This is a genomic window from Mucilaginibacter ginsenosidivorans (assembly GCF_007971025.1).
In the GTDB taxonomy this organism is placed as follows: domain Bacteria; phylum Bacteroidota; class Bacteroidia; order Sphingobacteriales; family Sphingobacteriaceae; genus Mucilaginibacter; species Mucilaginibacter ginsenosidivorans.
Window position 1 is genome coordinate 3,807,576 of sequence record NZ_CP042436.1, and the last position, 18,691, is coordinate 3,826,266.

19 protein-coding genes are annotated in these 18,691 nt (G+C 44.6%); 9 read left to right on the forward strand and 10 right to left on the reverse strand.

Translation table 11 applies throughout. From position 1 onward, the window contains the following. Positions 1-5 precede the first annotated feature (5 nt). On the forward strand, positions 6-1,292 hold the full coding sequence (kynU, locus tag FRZ54_RS17345; protein WP_147032917.1) for a kynureninase: 1,287 nt from the start codon (positions 6-8) through the stop codon (positions 1,290-1,292). A gap of 5 nt (positions 1,293-1,297) precedes the next feature. Continuing rightward, positions 1,298-2,200: a histone deacetylase family protein gene (locus FRZ54_RS17350; protein WP_147032919.1), complete on the forward strand. Its 903-nt coding sequence runs from the start codon at positions 1,298-1,300 to the stop codon at positions 2,198-2,200. On the opposite strand, the gene FRZ54_RS17355 is transcribed toward FRZ54_RS17350, so the two are convergent. The 4 genes from FRZ54_RS17355 to FRZ54_RS17370 are packed head-to-tail and all read right to left on the reverse strand — an operon-like array spanning position 2,197 to position 5,209. After that, positions 2,197-3,576 carry an MATE family efflux transporter gene (locus tag FRZ54_RS17355; RefSeq protein WP_147032921.1) on the reverse strand — a complete coding sequence of 460 codons (1,380 nt, stop codon included), beginning with the start codon at positions 3,574-3,576 and terminating at the stop codon, positions 2,197-2,199. The genes FRZ54_RS17350 and FRZ54_RS17355 overlap by 4 nt on opposite strands. Positions 3,577-3,630: 54 nt before the next feature. Beyond that, positions 3,631-4,254 (reverse strand): RNA-binding domain-containing protein, encoded by a 624-nt coding sequence (locus tag FRZ54_RS17360; RefSeq protein ID WP_147032923.1) that lies wholly within the window; start codon positions 4,252-4,254, stop codon positions 3,631-3,633. Then, on the reverse strand, positions 4,251-4,724 hold the full coding sequence (locus FRZ54_RS17365) for a GNAT family N-acetyltransferase (protein ID WP_228462525.1): 474 nt from the start codon (positions 4,722-4,724) through the stop codon (positions 4,251-4,253). Before FRZ54_RS17365 ends, FRZ54_RS17360 begins: the two co-directional genes overlap by 4 nt. Further along, complete coding sequence (locus FRZ54_RS17370) at positions 4,721-5,209, reverse strand: DUF4442 domain-containing protein (RefSeq protein WP_147032925.1); 489 nt, start codon at positions 5,207-5,209, stop codon at positions 4,721-4,723. The genes FRZ54_RS17365 and FRZ54_RS17370 overlap by 4 nt, the downstream gene beginning before the upstream one ends. A 106-nt stretch (positions 5,210-5,315) precedes the next feature. On the opposite strand from FRZ54_RS17370, the gene rpe reads away from it, so the two are divergent. The 3 genes from rpe (at position 5,316) to FRZ54_RS17385 (ending at position 8,256) form a co-directional block, all read left to right on the forward strand. Continuing rightward, positions 5,316-5,969: a ribulose-phosphate 3-epimerase gene (gene rpe, locus FRZ54_RS17375; protein ID WP_147032926.1), complete on the forward strand. Its 654-nt coding sequence runs from the start codon at positions 5,316-5,318 to the stop codon at positions 5,967-5,969. A gap of 179 nt (positions 5,970-6,148) precedes the next feature. Continuing rightward, entirely contained in the window at positions 6,149-7,216 is a 1,068-nt protein-coding gene (serC, locus tag FRZ54_RS17380) for a 3-phosphoserine/phosphohydroxythreonine transaminase (protein WP_147032928.1), read from the forward strand. Positions 7,217-7,299: 83 nt separating this feature from the next. Continuing rightward, on the forward strand, positions 7,300-8,256 hold the full coding sequence (locus tag FRZ54_RS17385) for a D-2-hydroxyacid dehydrogenase (RefSeq protein WP_187359654.1): 957 nt from the start codon (positions 7,300-7,302) through the stop codon (positions 8,254-8,256). 69 nt (positions 8,257-8,325) lie between these two features. On the opposite strand, the gene FRZ54_RS17390 is transcribed toward FRZ54_RS17385, so the two are convergent. The 4 genes from FRZ54_RS17390 to FRZ54_RS17405 all read right to left on the reverse strand — a co-directional run bounded on the left by FRZ54_RS17390 (position 8,326) and on the right by FRZ54_RS17405 (position 13,071). Continuing rightward, positions 8,326-9,726: an MBL fold metallo-hydrolase RNA specificity domain-containing protein gene (locus tag FRZ54_RS17390; RefSeq protein ID WP_147032930.1), complete on the reverse strand. Its 1,401-nt coding sequence runs from the start codon at positions 9,724-9,726 to the stop codon at positions 8,326-8,328. Between the two features lie 171 nt (positions 9,727-9,897). Continuing rightward, on the reverse strand, positions 9,898-11,727 hold the full coding sequence (locus FRZ54_RS17395; protein ID WP_147032932.1) for an ABC transporter ATP-binding protein: 1,830 nt from the start codon (positions 11,725-11,727) through the stop codon (positions 9,898-9,900). 26 nt (positions 11,728-11,753) lie between these two features. Continuing rightward, positions 11,754-12,278: a hypothetical protein gene (locus FRZ54_RS17400; RefSeq protein WP_147032934.1), complete on the reverse strand. Its 525-nt coding sequence runs from the start codon at positions 12,276-12,278 to the stop codon at positions 11,754-11,756. 16 nt (positions 12,279-12,294) lie between these two features. Then, positions 12,295-13,071 (reverse strand): SAM hydrolase/SAM-dependent halogenase family protein, encoded by a 777-nt coding sequence (locus FRZ54_RS17405; RefSeq protein WP_147032936.1) that lies wholly within the window; start codon positions 13,069-13,071, stop codon positions 12,295-12,297. A 102-nt stretch (positions 13,072-13,173) separates the two neighbouring features. Between FRZ54_RS17405 and FRZ54_RS17410 the strand changes: the two genes are divergently transcribed. From FRZ54_RS17410 to FRZ54_RS17425, 4 genes are all read left to right on the forward strand, one after another. After that, positions 13,174-14,136, forward strand: a complete 963-nt coding sequence (locus FRZ54_RS17410) for a PhoH family protein (protein ID WP_147032938.1) — start codon at positions 13,174-13,176, stop codon at positions 14,134-14,136. An 83-nt stretch (positions 14,137-14,219) separates the two neighbouring features. Then, entirely contained in the window at positions 14,220-15,164 is a 945-nt protein-coding gene (locus FRZ54_RS17415) for a phosphoribosylaminoimidazolesuccinocarboxamide synthase (protein WP_147032939.1), read from the forward strand. Positions 15,165-15,215: 51 nt separating this feature from the next. Continuing rightward, complete coding sequence (locus tag FRZ54_RS17420) at positions 15,216-15,593, forward strand: STAS domain-containing protein (RefSeq protein ID WP_147032941.1); 378 nt, start codon at positions 15,216-15,218, stop codon at positions 15,591-15,593. A 21-nt stretch (positions 15,594-15,614) separates the two neighbouring features. Then, the gene (locus tag FRZ54_RS17425) at positions 15,615-16,529 is read left to right on the forward strand and encodes a ribonuclease Z (RefSeq protein WP_147032943.1); all 915 of its coding nucleotides are present in this window, start codon (positions 15,615-15,617) and stop codon (positions 16,527-16,529) included. A 54-nt stretch (positions 16,530-16,583) separates the two neighbouring features. Here the strand turns inward: FRZ54_RS17425 and FRZ54_RS17430 are convergent, their stop codons facing one another. Together FRZ54_RS17430 and FRZ54_RS17435 are read right to left on the reverse strand one after the other, a co-directional pair. Further along, positions 16,584-17,528, reverse strand: a complete 945-nt coding sequence (locus tag FRZ54_RS17430) for an MlaD family protein (RefSeq protein WP_147032944.1) — start codon at positions 17,526-17,528, stop codon at positions 16,584-16,586. A gap of 117 nt (positions 17,529-17,645) precedes the next feature. Continuing rightward, positions 17,646-18,563 (reverse strand): N-acetylmuramoyl-L-alanine amidase family protein, encoded by a 918-nt coding sequence (locus FRZ54_RS17435; protein WP_147032946.1) that lies wholly within the window; start codon positions 18,561-18,563, stop codon positions 17,646-17,648. Positions 18,564-18,691 lie beyond the last annotated feature (128 nt).

Sequence of the window (18,691 nt, forward strand, 5' to 3'; positions counted from 1 at the left end):
TGGTCATGATTCACCAGAATACCCTTGAATTTGCCGAAGCCCTGGACGCGCAGGATGAATTAAAAGCTTTCCGTAAAGAGTTCCTTATACCGCAACATGAGGGCAATGATGTTATTTATTTATGCGGAAACTCATTGGGCCTTCAGCCTAAAAGCGTATCGCAGTATGTGGGGAAGCAATTGGGGAACTGGCAGCAGCATGGCGTGGAGGGCTGGTTTAACGGCGATGACCCGTGGCTGCTTTACCATGAACAGATGAAAAAACCGTTAGCGGCCATAGTCGGGGCGAAGCCGGAAGAGGTTACTATCATGAATTCACTTACAGTAAATCTTCACTTGTTACTTGTAAGTTTCTATCAGCCAAATAGTAAACGATATAAAATATTAGTGGAAGGAGGTGCTTTTCCGTCCGACCAATATGCTATTGAGAGCCAGGTGAATTTTCATGGTTTTGATGCGAAGAATGCTGTAATTGAAGTATTTCCCCGCGAAGGCGAGTACACTTTAAACACCGGAGACATACTTTCGGCTATCGAAAAAAATGCCGATGAACTGGCCCTGGTGCTTTTCAGCGGGATCAATTATTACACCGGGCAAGTGTTTGATATGAAGGCCATCGCAGAGACCGCCCACAAAGCAGGAGCTTATTGCGGGTTCGACCTGGCACACGCCGCCGGCAACGTCCCATTGGCCTTGCACGATTGGGGTGTCGATTTTGCCTGCTGGTGTTCGTACAAATATATGAATTCGGGTCCCGGTGGCATCAGCGGGATATTTGTTCATGAAAAGCATTTTGAAAACAAAGAACTGAAACGCTTTGCCGGTTGGTGGGGCTATGGCGCAGGCAAACGGTTTTTAATGACCCAAGGCTTTGTACCGGCAAGCGGGGCCGAGGGCTGGCAGGTGAGTACCAGCCCGATATTGCTGATGGCGGTGCATAAAGCGGCCATCGATCTGTTTGAAAAGGTTGGCGGCCTTGAAAAACTGCGTAAAAAGAGCCTCATGTTAACAGGGTACCTGGAATATATGTTCGAGCAGATCAACCAGAAATATGGCGAGGAGTTGTTCAAGATCATCACACCGAAAGACGCTGAGTGGCGCGGGTGCCAGCTTTCTATCATCTGCAAAAGGGATGGTAAGAAAACTTTCGATTATCTTACCCAAAACGGTGTAATAGGCGATTGGCGCGAGCCGGACGTCATAAGGCTGAGCCCGGTGCCATTCTACAACACTTTTAAAGACGTCTACAACGCTTCAAAATTATTGGACGAGTCTTTGACCGCCTTGGTGTAATTATTATGCTGAAGATAGCCTACGACCCTATTTACGCCCATCCTTTACCCGAAGGGCATCGGTTCCCGATGCTGAAATATGAATTGATACCGGAACAATTGCTTCACGAAGGTATTATAACAAGTGAAAACCTATTTTCGCCAAAAACTCTAAATGAGGAAATAATCCTCTGGACACACGATAAAACCTACTGGCATCAATTGCGCGACCTGACGCTGCCCGCCAAAGAAGCGCGCCGCATCGGTTTTCCTTTGTCAGCAGGGTTGGTTGAGCGTGAGATAAGGATCGCAAAGGGAACCATAGATGGCTGTCATTACGCTTTTGAATACGGCATTGCCTTTAACGTTGCAGGCGGCACGCACCATGCCGGAACGAATTGGGGTGAGGGATTCTGTTTATTGAATGATCAGGCTATTGCAGCTAATTATCTATTAAATAATGAATTAGCATCATCTATCTTAATTATTGATTTAGATGTGCACCAGGGTAATGGCACTGCGCAGATATTTGAAAATGAACCGCGCGTGTTTACTTTTTCTATGCATGGGGCCAATAACTTCCCTTACCGGAAAGAACGGTCAGACCTGGACATTCCATTGGCAGATGGTACAAGCGATGATGAATACCTGGCTATTTTAAAACGAACATTACCCAGCCTTATCGAACAGCAAAAGCCTGATTTTGTATTCTATCTATCAGGTGTTGATGTGCTGAAAACGGATAAACTGGGTAAACTGGCCTTAAGCATGGAAGCTTGCCGCGAACGGGACAGGTTGGTTTTAGAAGAATGCAAACTACGCCATATCCCGGTACAAGTAAGCATGGGCGGCGGTTATTCGGCCGATATCAAGGCAATCGTCGAGGCACATTGCAATACATACCGCCTGGCGCACCATCTCCATTTTTAATCCTGCGCAATAATGATATCTTGCTTTACCTGTTGTTTACGGCTGATGGATTGAAAGCGGATAAATAAGAGCAGGGAAGAGGTAAGCAAGCCCAAAACCAATCCATACCAAACACCTGTTACGCCCATTTTTATTTGTATGCCAAGCAGGTAACCAACAGGCAGACCGACGACCCAATATGCGATCAGCGTTATAATAGTCGGTACGTTCACATCGCCCATACCACGCAATATGCCGAGACCCACTACCTGCGTACCGTCGAACAACTGGAAGAAAGCCGCAATGATAAGCAACTGTGCTGCAATAGTTATCACGGCATTATCTGTTGTATACATCCAGGGTAAAAGATGATTACCAAATGTAAATAAGAGTGCCGTCATCGACATAAAAATGATGACAATATGATAATTTGATATGGCTGAAAGGCGCAGATCGCGGTGCTGTTTCGCGCCAAAAAAATTACCTGATTTGATGGCCGCGGCCGCAGCAATTCCGCTTGCCGCCATGTAGGTTAAACCAGCTAAATTTATGGCAACCTGGTGTGCTGCCTGCGCAACAGGGCTTATTGTGCCTATCAGGATAGCCGCGCCGCTGAAGGCGCTTATTTCAAATACATACTGCAGGGCAACCGGCGTCCCTATTTTCAATATGGAAGCGCACCTTAGCCGGTCGATATTCTTCATGGCGAAATGCTTCAGATAACTTCTGAAATTTTTAGAGCGAAAAACATACACCCCCATTACAACAGCCATGCTGCAACGGTCGATAAGGGTACTATAACCAACTCCGCTTACACCCATGGGTTTAATACCAAAAAGGCCCTTGACAAAAGTAATCCCGAGTAAAACATTGATTACGTTGCCGGCTATAGATATAACCATAGCTTGCTTTGTAAAGCCCAACCCTTCGGCAAATTGCTTGAAGGTGTTGAATACAAGCAGGGGGATAAGCGAAATGCCCATCAGGAACAGATAGGGCCGCGCCTGGCGCATCACTTCCGGTGACTGATCGAGGTGACCTATAATTTGCATCGTACCGAAACTAATAAACAGGAATAAAACTACGCCGGTAATACTGTTAATGAGCAGGCTATTTGACAGCAACCGCCCGCATTCATTATGATCATTTCGCCCGTTGCTTTGCGCAATAAGCGGGGTTATGCCATAGGACACACCCAAACCTATCACAAGTCCGATCACGAAAATACTATTGACCAAAGATACCGCCGCCAATGAAATGGTACCCGCAAAATGCCCAATGATAATGCTATCGGCCGTCTGTACTAATGTGTGCCCAACCTGCGAAAATACCACAGGCACAGCCAATATCAGGCTTTGGCCATAATATGGCTTGTATTTTTGGTATAGACTTTTCATTGCTTGATTAGCAGGTCGGGGAGCAAAAGTAATAATTTCGGCTTTGACAGGATATCAGGCGGCGGTATAATATTCTTCTTTTTCGGTAGTATGAATCCGCAGCACGCCCGATAATACCATATTCACTAAAATCCGCTGGGCACTGCGGCGGCTAAGCTTCAACAGTTTGCAATATTCCTGCACGTTGATGCGCCGCTTTTCGTCAAGATATTGCAGCAGGGCCTTCTCTTTGGTTGAATATTCTATCAGCACGCCTTTGTTATCGGCCGAGTGTCTCAATACATCGACCACTATCTTGCTGGCAAGCACGCTTTTGTCTTTCACGCGCACATAAACCCACCATTTGCCGTCTTCGGCAAGGGCGTAGTGTGGCTTGGTATCGCTTTCGGGTATCTCGACCACCAGCACCAGCTTATCATCCACATAAATCTCTTCAAACTTTGGCTCAAGGGCCGGTTTTGAAAACATTTGCGCTGCCCGGGTTATCATATAGCGTTCTTCGTCTTCGGACTTCACACCTTTTATGCTGCCATCATCCGCCACGCCTATCAACAGCCTGCCGCCTTTGTTATTGGCGAATGAGACCATGGTACGTGCTATCTTCTCGCAACTGGTTATGGTTTTTTTGAAATCAAGCGTTACACCTTCACCCTCAAATATTGTTTTTTTTATATTCATTTTCCGTCTCCCTGCGTTTGTGTGTAAGGCGTATAAATCTCCATCCAATTGTCGGGTTTACTTAGCGGGACAAAACCGAATTGCTGATATAATCCATGCGCGTCCGATGTGGCCAGTGACCACCTTCTTAATCCTTTCAATTCAGGGTGCTCCATGATAGTTTGCATCAGCCATTTGGACAGGCCGATGCCGCGGTAAGCATCGAGTACAAACACATCACAAAGATATGCAAAAGTGGCTTTATCGGTTACCACACGGGCAAAACCAGCCTGCTTACCGTCTTTATGAATACCGAAGCACATGGAATTATCAATCGCTTTTCTGAGCCTTTCAGCTGTAACGCCCTTTGCCCAATAAGATTCGTTCTCAAGGTAATTATAAACCGCATCAAAATCAATAAGGCTCTTGTCAGTAGATATAGAATAGCCCTTTTCAAAAAAGTATTTGTCGTTCATTATCACTTTCATCATATAGACACGCTGTCTTTGGTTTCAGGATGACTTAAGTTTCGAATATATATTTCGCAGGTCATCTCCACACATAGTTCGCCGTCCCGGTCGTACATTGTCACCGGATGTTCCTTAATATACTTTTCCCCGCTGTGCAGCACCTGTTCCACTTCCTCAATTTCCGTTTCCGCAATGCTGATGGTAAAGAACAGATCCTTCCGTCCCGGCTTCAGGTACCGAATTTCGGCCGATTTCATCCATACCCGAACCTTATAGCCCTTATGCGTAAGTACCTGGTGAAAAAGGAGCGGGTAAAAAGGATCGGCGGCCGCGAAAATTGTACCGCCAAAAATGGAGTTATTATAATTGCTATTGATCAGGCTTTTGTTAATTTTTACTTTAACCCCGCGGAAATCTTTTTCAAACCCGATGACCCAAATGCGTTGAAAGAACATGGGAGGGTAGAACCTCATCGCCCACTTCAATACATTTTCAGAAACAACCATGATGGCTAAATATCTGAAAATTCTGTATAAACATTCGGGAACGTTGATAACTAGTTGAAATTCTTAACAAAGCAATTTTTACAGACACAATTTTTATATTTGACCCATGAACCACCTCATCTCTCCGTCCATTTTAGCGTCAGATTTCGGAAACCTTCAGCGTGATATTGAAATGCTTAACCACAGCGAGGCTGACTGGATACATGTTGATATTATGGACGGAATGTTTGTTCCAAATATTTCGTTCGGGTTCCCAATCGTGGAGGTTGCAAAAAAACATGCTGCCAAGCCACTGGATGTGCACCTGATGATACAGGATCCTGACCGGTATCTCGAACGCTTTAAGGAGGCCGGCGCAAGCGGCATCACGGTTCACTTCGAGGCTTGCCCGCATTTGAACCGGACAGTAAACGCTATTAAAGACCTGGGGTGCAAAGCAGGAGTGGCGTTAAACCCGCATACCCCGGTTGGATTTTTGGAGGATATTATCGAATATCTCGACCTGGTACTTATTATGTCGGTCAACCCAGGGTTTGGGGGTCAGAAATTTATAGGCAACACTTATAAAAAGCTACGCGAGCTAAAAAAAATGAGTTCGGGACGCAACGCCAAATTATTTATCGAAGTAGACGGCGGGGTGGACGACAGCAATTCCCTTAAACTGATAAACGCCGGCGCCAATGTATTGGTAGCAGGCAATTCGGTATTTTCTGCAAAAGATCCGGCTGCCGCAATAAGGACACTTAAACACCCGCATTAACCCTCCCGGCTGCCGCTTTACCCTAAGGTCGCTGCAGTTTCTAAACTATTGTTGATAACATAGCAAATTGTGATAAAAATATTGCAAATAATCCCCACAAACATTAACAATTTGACTAACTTAGCCCCGGCTAACTGATAAAGTTGTCAATGAACCAATAAATCATCAAACAAAAAGTTATGAAACACAATTTCGGTGCCGGTCCCGGCATTTTACCGCACGAAGTATTAAAGCAAGCTGCTGAAGGCGTCTTGAATTTCAACGGAACAGGATTATCCATATTGGAAATATCGCACCGTTCGGCTGAATTCGAGTCCGTACTTAACGAAGCAGTTTCGCTGGTAAAAGAGCTTTTTAATGTTCCCGAAGGTTATTCGGTTCTGTTTATGCAGGGTGGCGCCAGTTCGCAGTTCGCCTTGGCCCCTTATAACCTGTTGCCCGATGGTGGTAAAGCTGCCTATGTTGAAACAGGTGTTTGGGCCAACAAAGCACTAAAGGAAGCTAAACTTTTTGGTCAGGTTGAAATTGTTGCCACCGCCAAAGAAAGCAACTATACTTATATACCAAAGGATTTTACCATTCCAAAGGATGCCGCTTATATTCACATCACTTCAAACAATACCATTTATGGTACGCAGATGAAGGAGTTTTTCAAATCGCCTATACCGGTGGTTTGCGATATGTCATCCGATATTTTTAGCCGGAAAGTCGATGTGTCCGATTTCGGTCTCATCTATGCCGGTGCCCAAAAGAACATGGGGCCCGCAGGCGTTACCCTTGTTATTATAAAAAATGATATCCTGGGAAAAGTGGATCGCAAAATTCCTTCCATGTTCAATTACCAGGTGCAAATTGAAGGCGGGTCGATGTACAACACGCCGCCATGTTTTGCCATTTATGTATCGATGCTTACCCTGCGCTGGCTGAAAGCAAAAGGAGGTGTTGCAGGTATTGAACAGGAAAATGATGCAAAAGCAAAAGCCTTGTACACGGAAATTGATCGCAACCCATTATTTAAGGGTGTTTGCGCCGTTGAGGATCGCTCGCACATGAATGTTTGCTTTGTAGTGGAAAACCCCGAGCACGAAAAGCCGTTCCTGAAATATTGTGATGAAAAGGGTATTGTGGGCATCAAAGGCCACAGGAGCGTGGGTGGTTTCAGGGCGTCGATTTATAACGCATTGCCTATAACCAGTGTGCATGTGCTGATTGACGCAATGCAGGAATTCCAAGAAAATAATAAATAATTTAGTGAATGGTGAATAGTCAATGGTGAATACCCCATCACCTGTTATTATTCACCATTGACTATTCACAATTCACTAAAAAGATGATCAAAATATTAGCTAACGACGGAATAGACCCGATAGGCAAGCAAATGCTGGAAGATGCCGGTTTTTTTGTTGAAACCAGGAACATACCACAGGACGAGTTGCCTGTGAAATTACAGGAATATGATGCCATTACCGTGCGCAGCGCCACCAAAGTGCGCGCAGCGCTTATAGACGCTTGCCCTAACCTGAAACTGATAGGCCGTGGTGGCGTAGGGGTGGACAACATCGATGTTGACTATGCCAAGTTAAAAGGCATTAGTGTTTATAACACCCCCGCATCTTCGTCTTTATCGGTTGCCGAACTGGTATTCGCGAGTTTGTGGGGCTGCGTTCGTTTTCTGCCCGACAGCAACCGTAAAATGCCTGTTGACGGCGCAACCAAATTTAACGACCTGAAAAAGGCTTATGCCAAAGGCGTTGAATTGCGCGGCAAAACTTTGGGTATAGTGGGTTTTGGCCGTATCGGTCGCGAAGTGGCTAAAATAGCGTTGGGGGTAGGCATGGATGTCATCGCTTATGATCTGTATGAATTTATCCCCAATGTAGAAGTTATCCTGGGCGGCGGCATTGTTGTACATGCCAAAGTAAAGGTCGCTACGCTTGACGACGTAATCAAACAATCGGATTTTATTACCCTGCACACCCCATTTATTGATAAGGCCCTTTTCGGCGCTACGGAACTGGCACACACCAAAAAAGGGGTTGGGCTGGTAAATATTTCCCGCGGAGGTTTGATCGACGAACTGGCTTTGATAGATGCTTTAAACAGCGGCCAGGTTTCTTTTGCTGCATTGGATGTATTCGACAACGAACCAACGCCGCGTGAAGAAATACTGAAACACCCGAAGGTATCCTTAACACCGCATATTGGCGCTGCAACTAACGAGGCGCAGGAAAGAATAGGTGTTGAACTGGCGGGACTGATCATCGAGCATTTCAGGCATAATCCGTAAAAACAACCCAAGTCAAAAGTTGTCATGCCGAACCTGCTGCCAGATTCGGCATGACAACTTTTTTGGCCTTTATAATATATAGCTTACTTCCTTCTCCGGGATAGTTACTACATAACCTTCTTCTTCCAGCCCTTCGGCAAAAGCCTGCATACTGGCATTTTCCCCGTGTACCAGGAAAATATTTTTGAGTTTGTTTTTATCCTGCTGACGGGCAATATTCATCAGGTCATCGTGATCGCCATGTGCGCTTAATACATCGGTTTGTTTGATGGTGGCGTACACCGATAATTCCCTGTCCTTGATACGAACAATAGGATCGCCCCTAAGCAATCGGTGCCCTAACGTTCCCTTGGCACAGTAACCGATGAAAAGGATGGTGCAATAATAATTTTGGATATTGTTGTACAAATGATCCTGTATGCGGCCTCCCTCCAGCATACCCGCCGATGAGATAATAATGCAGGGCTCGAAGTAATTAGATACCTGCCGGCTGTCCTTCATGTTTTGGGTATAGACCAGGTTGTCAAATTCAAACTCGTCGCCCTGGCTTTGGTAAAATTCGCGTGCTTCATCGTTCACCAGGCTGTGATGCTTACGGAAGAGTTCAGTGGCAGCAACCGCCATGGGGCTGTCTACAAAAACCTTGACTGGCGGGAGCAAACCCTGGCTGAAAATCTTATTGAGCGAATAAACCAGGGATTGCGTACGACCGATACTGAAGGCCGGTATGATCAGCCTGCCCGATTCTTTGATGCAGGCTTGCTCAATGGTTTCTATCAGTGCTTCTTCAACAGTTTTTCCTTTGGTGTGATATCGGCCACCATAGGTCGATTCGCAGACCAGGTAATCTACATGGGGCAATTCCGCCGGGTCATTCAATACCGGGTAACCTTTCCTGCCCACATCACCCGTGAAGGCAATAGTTTTTTCTTCGCCATGATCATTTATCTTAAACACCGCCGCTGCTGCACCCAGTAAGTGGCCGATAGGAATAAAAGTCATTTCGATATTACCATTAATGCGAAAGGGCCTATCGAACCCAATAGTAACAAAACGCTCGACCGTATCCATTACGTGCTTTTGGAGGTAAAGCGGCTGCTGCTGGCTTTGATTATAGCCTCTTCGTTTTCGGTTATGCTTTTGGCTTTTATTGGCCTTATTCATAAAAATACTGACCGAATCGAGCAGTAACAACTCAGTCAGGTCAGCAGTAGCGGGGGTACACAATATCTGGCCCTCAAAGCCCATACGGATCAAAGTAGGCAGGTTCCCCGAATGATCGATATGGGCGTGAGTCAATATCACCACATCGATCTCAGCCGGATCGAACGGAAAATTCTCATTGGATTGTATGCTGCGATCCTTTTCGTAGTCCAGTCCGCAGTCAATTAATATTTTATATTGGTCAATCTCGAGCAAATGCATGCTGCCGGTAACCTGGCGCGCCGCGCCGTGGATGGTTAATTTCATTGTTTGTTAGTTCATGGTTCATAGTTCATAGTTCATGGATCATAGCAAATCACGATTTACTACAGACCACTTACTGAACGAACCCTTTTATTAAATTAATATCCAAAGCTAATATCTTCAAATCAAAACCAAGTGGCTATGAACTATGAACCATCAACTATGAACTGCCAGCTAAACCTCAAACTGTAGCTGGCTCAAATAGCGGTAAAGGCCTTTTTCGTTACCCAGCAGTTCCTCGTGATTTCCGCTTTCTATCACTATGCCCTTTTCCAGAACGATGATCTTATCGGCTTCGCGGATGGTGGACAAACGATGTGCAATTATAACAGAAGTTCTGTTCTTCATCAACTCCTCCAACGCTTCCTGTACCAAACGCTCTGATTCGGAATCGAGGGACGATGTTGCTTCATCCAAAATTAATATAGACGGGTTCTTTAGCAAGGCCCGGGCAATAGCTATCCGCTGCCGCTGGCCACCTGATAGTTTAACCCCGCGTTCGCCTACAACAGTATCGTATCCTTCGGGAAAAGATGTCACAAATTGGTGCGCATTGGCGCGTTTTGCCGCCGCAACGATCTCTTCTTCCGTCGCTTTTAATTTGCCGTAGGCGATATTCTCGCGAATAGTTCCGCCAAATAGCAAAACATCCTGCGGTACAATAGCCACCTGGTTTCGTATATCGGTCAGGGAATAACTATCAGCCGGTTTGCCGTCAAACAATATCGTTCCGCTTTGCGGATGATAAAATTGCAGTATCAAAGCAGCGGTAGTTGACTTGCCTGAACCGCTTGGCCCAACAATAGCAACCCTTTGGCCTGCTTTAGCTTCAAAAGAAACATCTTTTAATACTTCGATCTCAGGACGCGACGGATAGTGGAAGTTGACGTTATCAAAGATAAGATTGCCATCAACGCGCTGTTTGATCTCATTGTCGCTTTCATGGATCGAAACATCTTCACCTTTTTCCTCTAAAATTTCCAGAACCCTTTCTGTGGCTCCAATCGCTTTTTGAACGTTCGAATACAGGTCAGGAAAACTGCCCATCGCAGCGCCGACAAAAATAGTATACATGATAAAGCTAGTCAAATCGCCAACGAGCATTTCTTTATGGCTCACAAGCACCGAGCCATACCAAATAACACCTACGAATGCTCCAAATAAACAGAAAACAATAAAAGAAGCGAATACGCCCCTAAATTTTGCACCTTTGACGGCGATTTTAATAACCTCTTGCAAATTGCTGTTATATCTTCCCGCCTCAAATGCTTCGTTAACAAATGCCTTCACATTGGCTATGCCCTGCAAAGTTTCTTCAACGATAGTATTTGACTCAGCTAATTTATCCTGGGCTTGTCGTGATAGCTTTCGAATGAAGCGACCAAATATTACGGCAAAACCAACGATGAAAGGCAAAATAGCTAACACAGCCAAAGTCAGTTTTATAGAAACAATGGCCAGCAATATTATACTGCCAATCATGATGATCAATTGCCTCAACATTTCGGCCAATGTTGTAGTAAGCGTATCTTGTATTTGTGATAAGTCGGCAGAAATGCGGCTATTTAATTCTCCAACACGCCGATTTGCGAAGAAATTCATAGGCAGCGTTATTAACTTAAAATAAGTCTCTCGCCTAATGTCTGCAAGTGAACGTTCAGCAACCTGAACAAACCAAACCACTCTGAAAAATGAGACAAATGCCTGGCAAAATAAAAGTATAAACCCACCAATACCTATGGCTGTAAGACTATCCGGGAGAAATTTATATTTATGAGTTCCCTGGGCAACGTCAATTAACGATCCTAATATCGCCGGAAAAGATAGGCCTACCAAACTTGATATAAATAGAAAAAATAAACCAGCGAAAAATTTTAGGCGATATGGTTTTATATACTTAAGAAGTTTGCTGGAATTTTTTAAACTCTGACTAGTTATCTTTGCCTTAGGCAGTTCTTCTCCCTGCTTTCCACCACTATTTAAACTTCCTCGTCCTCTTGCCATTTATCCGAATATAAAACCCGGCTAAATTACGCGGTAACGCGGCGCTTTCGAAATAATAAAAATAAAATTGACCCAAGCATGAGAACAAACACGATAAAATGCAGCCTGGTGGTGCTTTCCTGCTCCTTTTTGGCAGCCTGCTCGTCCTGTTTTAGCTTATCAACCTGGTCGCGCAGGCGGTTGATGGTATTCATATAACCCAGGCTGTTGTCCTGTACGCGGGATGTTTGCACCTGTGCCTGTTGTTGCTGGTAGGTACGGTAGTTGAGCAATATTTTTATCTGTTCAAATATGGCTTCGTCCGTTTTGGTAATATCCATCAGGATGTCGTTCGACCGCCTGATGTCCTTTTTGGTTTGCAGGCCAAATATACCGGTATGCTTTTTAAGGCTTTCGCTGTATTGACCGAATTTCTGGTGGCGCTGGTCCAGCATGGCATTTATTTTATTGCGCTGTAACTGGTAGGCAAGCGAATCGGGATTAGTTTTAGATTGGGCAAACAAAGAGGCATGCCAAAGGCATATTAAACAAACCAGGGTAAGTCTTTTCATAGCAGGTAAGGCAGAATTATTCAAAATCAAGTATAACCGTATCACCAAGGCCCAAACCCAGCAACCCACTGGCATTGCCTTTATTAATGGCAATCTCCAAATGATCGCTTATGCCAAACAGGCATAGTTTTTCGCCTTCAGGCACTTCGTTATAATACCAGCTAAGGTGAGTTATTGTTTCATTGCGTTTGAAAGACAGGGTAAAATTGCGCCCCTGCTGTACCTGGTTGAAAAATTCCTTTGTGATATTGGTGATCACGTTCTGAAAAGAATCGATATAGATAACCGCACCCCGGATCAAATTCTTTTCTATAACCGGCTGCAAGTTCATTTTCCTTTCGATATTATCTATGGGCAGGCCGATGTCCTTCAGCTTACCGTTACCGGCCAGGTGGCAGGCCGCTTTCACGAAAATATCTGCCAGCGGAAAATGAAGAAATTTAAGATCCTGCATAATATTGATCTCCACAATTTCATCAGGATCCGAATCGAACATCAGCGAAAAAATACCGTTATCCGCGCCTACAAAAAAATGATTTTTATAATGAACCGCCAGGTATTTGGTGTCCTTGGTAAAAACGGTATCGATGCCGATGAGGTGAACGGTACCATCAGGAAAATAATGAAAGCTGTTTTTTAGTATAAAGGCCGCCTGCTGCACATTAAAGGCGGAAACATTGTGTGTAATGTCGACGATACTGGCAGCAGGCAATAATTTTAAGATACTTCCTTTAAGGGCGGCCTGGTAAATATCTTTGTCGCCCAAATCAGTAGTTAAAGTTATTATTGCCATTAATTTTTCAAATATTTATTGCTAATCTTGTGCAAGCTTTAGAAGCTACAAATATTCAATTTTTAATTCATAAAAATCCCTGAACTAAAAAAACTCTTACTGTTGACCGAACTAAAAATATCCATCGAAAATGTGAACCCGGCTGTATTGTGGGGACCGAATAATGACCACTTCGAGATCATCAAGAAACAATATCCAAAGCTTAAGCTGGTTGCCCGTGGCAGCGAACTGAAGGTTTTGGGCGATGATCATGAGTTATCTGTGTTCGACGAAAAATTCAACCACCTGCTAAACCATGTCGAAAAGTTTGAGAACCTGAACATCACCGACCTGGAGAGGATACTGGGATCAAATACAACTCCTAAAGCGGCAGCCGAACCGGCGGCAGGCGATAAATCGACCACCGGCGAGGTTTTGGTGTTCGGCCCCAACGGTATATTGGTAAAGGCGCGCACAGCTAACCAGAAGCGCATGGTTTCGGCCATCGACAAAAATGACATCGTGTTTGCTATAGGTCCGGCCGGTACCGGGAAAACCTATACTGCCGTTGCACTGGCCGTACGGGCGTTAAAGAATAAAGAAATAAAACGCATTATCCTTACCCGCCCGGCGGTAGAGGCAGGGGAGAACCTTGGCTTTTTGCCCGGCGATTTGAAGGAAAAGATAGACCCGTACCTGCGCCCTTTATACGACGCGCTGGACGATATGATTCCGGCTGAAAAGCTGAAAGTATACCTGGAAAACCGCACCATCGAAATAGCACCACTGGCATTTATGCGCGGCCGTACGCTGGATAACTGTTTTGTTATACTCGACGAGGCGCAAAACGCTACCGATATGCAACTGAAGATGTTCCTGACGCGCATGGGGCCGACGGCTAAATTCATCGTAACAGGCGACGTTACCCAGATAGATCTGCCTAAAAAGCAGCAATCGGGCCTGCATACTGCTTTAAGAATATTAACCGATATAAAGGGTATTGAGATCATTTACCTTACCGGAGAGGACGTTGTACGCCACAAACTGGTGAAACGGATACTGGAGGCATACGGGGATATCCAATAGATATGAGATATTAGATGTGAGATATGAGTAAGAGATTTTTTTAGTCTCACATCTCAAATCTCACATCTCAAATCTAACCAACAATGGACGCAATAAAAGAAACGCATTTTCAATTTCCGCATCAAACCAACTTTTATAAGGGCAAGGTACGGGATGTATATACGATAGATAATAGGTATCTGGCTATGGTAGTTACCGACCGCATATCTGCGTTCGACGTGGTGTTGCCAGAGCCGATCCCATACAAGGGACAGGTATTAAACCAGATAGCCGCCAAATTTTTAACGGACACTTCTGACATCGTACCCAACTGGGTTGTTACCGTGCCCGACCCAAGTGTGACCATCGGCAGGATATGCGAACCGTTTAAAGTGGAAATGGTGATACGCGGTTATCTTGCCGGGCACGCTGCACGCGAATATACAGCAGGCAAGCGTGAAGTATGCGGCGAGAAACTACCGGAAGGGTTGAAAGAAAATGATAAACTACCCGAGCCTATCATCACACCAACAACCAAAGCATCTGTAGGGCACGACGAGGATATATCCAGGGAGCAGATATTAGCAAGGGATATTGTATCGCCGGAAGATTACGCGCAATTGGAAAAATATACCAAAGCCTTATACCAGCGCGGCACAGAGATAGCAGCTAAAAGGGGCCTGATATTGGTTGATACCAAATATGAATTTGGTAAAGCGGACGGAAAAATATATTTAATTGACGAAATACACACCCCCGATTCATCAAGGTATTTTTACAAAGACGGCTATGAGGAACGCCAGAAAAATGGGGAGCCGCAAAAGCAGTTATCTAAGGAGTTTGTGAGAAAATGGCTGATAGAAAATGGCTTCCAGGGCAAGGAGGGGCAGGTTGTTCCGCAAATGACGCCGGAAATAGTTGCCTCAATATCTGACCGTTATATCGAGCTTTTTGAACAGATCACAGGCGAAAAATTTATCAAAGGCGACAACGCCCGCGTACTGAACCGGGTTGAAAGAGCTATTAACACAGCATTAAGGAATTTGTAATTTTTTATTGTAGATAAAAAAATTATATCTTAGTAGCATAATTATCAAAAAATGAAGTTTACTGTTGATAAGCACGAAAAGTATGTCTTATTGAAACTAAATGAATCCAAGCTGAATTCATTAGTTACACCGCAATTGAAGTCTGAACTGATATTGATGAATACCGAGGGGCAGAGGAATATCATTATGGACCTTTCGCAGATAAAATTTGCTGATTCATCAGGATTGAGTAGTTTGCTGGTAGGGCACCGCCTGTGCAAAAACTCATCGGGCACATTTATCCTCGTGGGTTTGAACGATGCCGTATCGCGGCTGATAGCTATTTCACAGCTAGACAGCGTACTTGCCATTGTTCCCACAACGGACGAAGCCATTGACCTTATCTTCATGGAGGAAGTTGAAAAGCAGCTAAAAAAAGAGGCAAAGTAGCCCTGACCTTGTTTACCCGATATGAAGTTTGAGGTAACAATATTGGGGAGCAGCTCGGCAACGCCAATTTTTAACAGGAACCCATCCTCGCAGGCGCTAAACATCAATGAGCATTTTTACCTGGTAGATTGCGGCGAAGGCACGCAACAGCAGATGCTGCGCTTTGATATCAAGCCCGGGCGTATCGATCATATTTTCATCAGCCACCTGCACGGCGACCATTATCTTGGCCTTGTTGGTTTGTTATCGTCCATGCATTTGAATGGGCGGACCAAGGCGCTGAACCTGTATTGCCCGCCTGAATTGAAGGAAATAATAGACCTGCAGCTTAAATATTCCGAAACCACGCTCCAGTTCGCGATCGACTACGTTTTTACGACCGCCGGTATTGTAGAGACAATATTGGAGAACCAGGATATTATTGTAGAGACCATACCGCTGGATCACCGTATACCCTGCACCGGATTCCTGTTCAGGCAGAAAAAGAGGTTAAAAAAGCTCATCAAGGAAAAAATCGAAAAAATAGGTATCCCCATTGAATACTATTCAGCCATAAAGAAAGGGGCCGACTATACCGCTGCCGATGGCACCGTCTATAAAAATGATGACATTACTATTGAACCGGAAGCACCGAAAACTTATGCTTACTGTTCGGACACGATTTATAACGAACGATATTTTAAACAAATCAGCAATGTTGACCTGCTTTATCATGAATCTACCTTTATGCATATCATGATAACAAGGGCGCAATCTACATTTCATACCACGGCTTTACAGGCCGGCGAGATAGCGCTAATAACCAATGCAAAAAAGCTGCTGATAGGCCATTTTTCGGCCCGGTACAAAACACTGAACGAACTGCTTGATGAAGCACGGAGCGTGTTCCCTGAAACAGAACTGGCACTTGAAGGTAAAACCTTTGCTATAGAATAGTTGACAGCAACTTTTGATGCGAATTGTAAACAGGCAACCGTAAACTAAAAAGAATCAATCTTTCTTCCCGCCAAAGACCGAGAAATGTACATAGCGTTTCGGATGGGCCTTCAAGTCAATAAACAGTTTATTCAAATTTGCTGAAGCGCTATCAAGATGGGCGTAAAGCCGCTGATCGTTGATAAGCATGCTGAGCGAGCCTTTGCTGTCGCTGATCTTGCTGATCGTCGCCTGGAGGTCAGCAATGGCTTTGTTTGCATTGTCCAGCGTTTGCTTGATGTTGGAATTTGAAAGGTCGCTGGTAAACTTTTCGGCATTGGTAGCAATATTGTCCAAATGCGACGTGCTTGTTTTAAGGTTAGCAGAAACCGCCTCGGAATTAGCCAGGATGCCATTGATGTGTCCGCTTTGCGCAGCGACCAGCGCGTCTATCTTCTTGGTCGTTCCTTCTAAGGTTTGCAGGGAGTTGGCGATACTGAGAAAACTACGGTCGATATTTTTCTGAAAATCGGGATTCATGATCTTATTGATGGCGGATAAGGACGAATCCATTTTCGATATCAACTGTTCAGCCTTCTTCTGGATAGGCTGAAGACTCTCGGCCAGGCTGCCTTCAATATCCGCTTTAAGTGTATCCTTATCCGCAGCGAAGGTTTTGCTGTTACCCATCTCGAAAACGATCGCCTTTGAACCCAGCAGGTCCGTACTTACCAATTTAGCAAGGGTATTATCTGGCACATTATACTGCGGATCGATCTTGAACTCGACTATGGTACGTCCGTCGGGACGGAGTTTCATTTTTGATACGTGCCCGATAGGAAAGCCATTGACCAACACGGGTTTTGAAACCGAAAGTCCTTCAACGCTATTATATACGGCGTAAAATCTATCCGACGAAGTAAAAACGTCGTCGCCTTTCAGATAACTGTAGCATAATATCAATATTGCCACAGCAAGGGTTGTAAGCACGCCAATTTTGGTTTCGTTCGAGATTTTCATACGTCGTATATATGGATATGAGATTTGAAATTTGAGAGGGATAATTGAGACCGGTTAAAGATGATCATTTTCTTTTTGTATGGCCCCATATCTCCAATCTAACATCCCGCGCCTGATTTAGTTTTTAGACACCGCTTCTGCTTCATCCCTGTACTTTTCTACAGCTCTGACTATCGAAGCTACGATTTCGTTTTGACCTTTTTCAGAATTCAGGTAGTCTTCTTCTTCGTGATTGTTAATATACCCTGTTTCAACCAGCACAGATGGCATCGCTGTGTGGTCGAGCACGAACACAACCTGTTCCCTTACCCCGTCGCTTGGGCGGCCATCAGTTTGTGTAAATTCATCATTTATCAGGTCGGCAAGGCGTATACTTTGCTTGCGGAATTTATTCTTCATGCGGTTAAGCATGATAACCGCCATCGGGTCATCAGCTTTTTCTTCTACCGAAGTTTCCACCTTATTATCGTCTCCGATTATTTCGTTTTCGCGCAACGCTTCGTTTTGCGGACCAATCCTGTTAGTGCTGTAAACCAGCAATAATACACCCTTACCCGAACGATCGGGCACGCTTACCGACCTGTAAATAGGTTTATGATGTTTATGGCCAACCACTTCGCGTATCGTCCTGTTGGGTAATGAATTGCAGTGGATCGAGATAAAAAGATCGCCCCGATTCGAATTGGCAATTTCTGCCCGTTTGCCCCATAGCACATCGTAGTTATTGGTACGTGTCATTACTATTTTAACATCGGGCATGTCTTTTTCAAATTCGGCCTGCAATTTCTTGGCGATAGACAACGTTATGTTTCTCTCAAATGAATACGAACCTTGCGCGCCAGGCGAATACCGTCCGCCTTCCGGTGGCCTTTCGCCGTGGCCTGCGTCGACGATGATAGTTCTGATCCTGAAGCTGCTGTCGGTAAGCGGAGGGTCTTTTATTATAGGTGACGGATGTTTAAATGAAAGCAAAGTAAAGGAGACAACAAATGTTAGTAAACTATAAATCAATCTTTTCAATGCCTTATTTTTCATCTATACGTTTTGTTTTAATAATGGTGAACGGGTCAACAGATTATATTAATCACTATTGTAACGAATAATCTGATGGTTTCATTATTTTTGAGCGCTGTTAACAATACCCGCAAAAATACTATTCATAA